This is a genomic window from Vibrio sp. Vb1980 (assembly GCF_033338615.1).
Classification (GTDB): domain Bacteria; phylum Pseudomonadota; class Gammaproteobacteria; order Enterobacterales; family Vibrionaceae; genus Vibrio; species Vibrio alginolyticus.
In genome coordinates this window covers 1-562 of sequence record NZ_JAWOSZ010000142.1, presented here as the reverse complement: position 1 = coordinate 562, position 562 = coordinate 1, and the positions used below count along the sequence as shown (strand labels likewise).

Genomic DNA, 562 nt, shown 5'->3' with positions numbered 1-562 from the left:
CAGATTCACCTTGAAAACTCGCATCAAAGGCGATCACCACGTAACCAAGCTCAGCTAATGCTTTTCCGTATACCGCGCTTGACGTTTGCTCTTTGCAACTGCCAAATGGGTGAACGCTTATCATGGTTGGGTAACGTTTGGATTCATCAAAACCTTCAGGTAGTAGAATAAGTGCCGCTATATCCCAAGCCATATCTGCGTTTCTAAATGTTACTTTTTGAGTGTTCATATCTTTGTTCCTAGTTTCAAATTTGGCTCGAAATCGCAGAGCCAAACTATCTGGTATCTCAAATCAATCTGTTAAAGCGTACGTTGGAAAAACGGCGCTAGAGCGCCAATCGCTTCTGCGATAGGGTTTTCACCATCATAAAGATCCATGTGATTTGCGCCGTAAACGACATACATGTGTTTATCCGTACTCGCCGCTCGTTCCATTAGGTCATCGCTCATCCATTTACTGCCAGCCTCGCTACCGACAACGGTCAGCAATGGTTGAGTCAAGAACGCTTCTGCTTTGAAAAACGCATCGTAAGTGATGATTTGATTCAAACTACGTGCGGTT

At 44.3% G+C, this 562-nt stretch carries 1 protein-coding gene and 1 pseudogene; both read right to left on the bottom strand.

All coding sequences use genetic code 11. The features are described 5' to 3' along the window. Positions 1–229, bottom strand: a 229-nt coding sequence (locus R7F64_RS24205) for an alpha/beta hydrolase (protein WP_318072192.1), incomplete at its 3' end; no start/stop codon positions are given. 71 nt (positions 230–300) lie between these two features. Continuing rightward, positions 301–562: pseudogene (locus R7F64_RS24200) on the bottom strand (hypothetical protein); the annotation flags it as partial.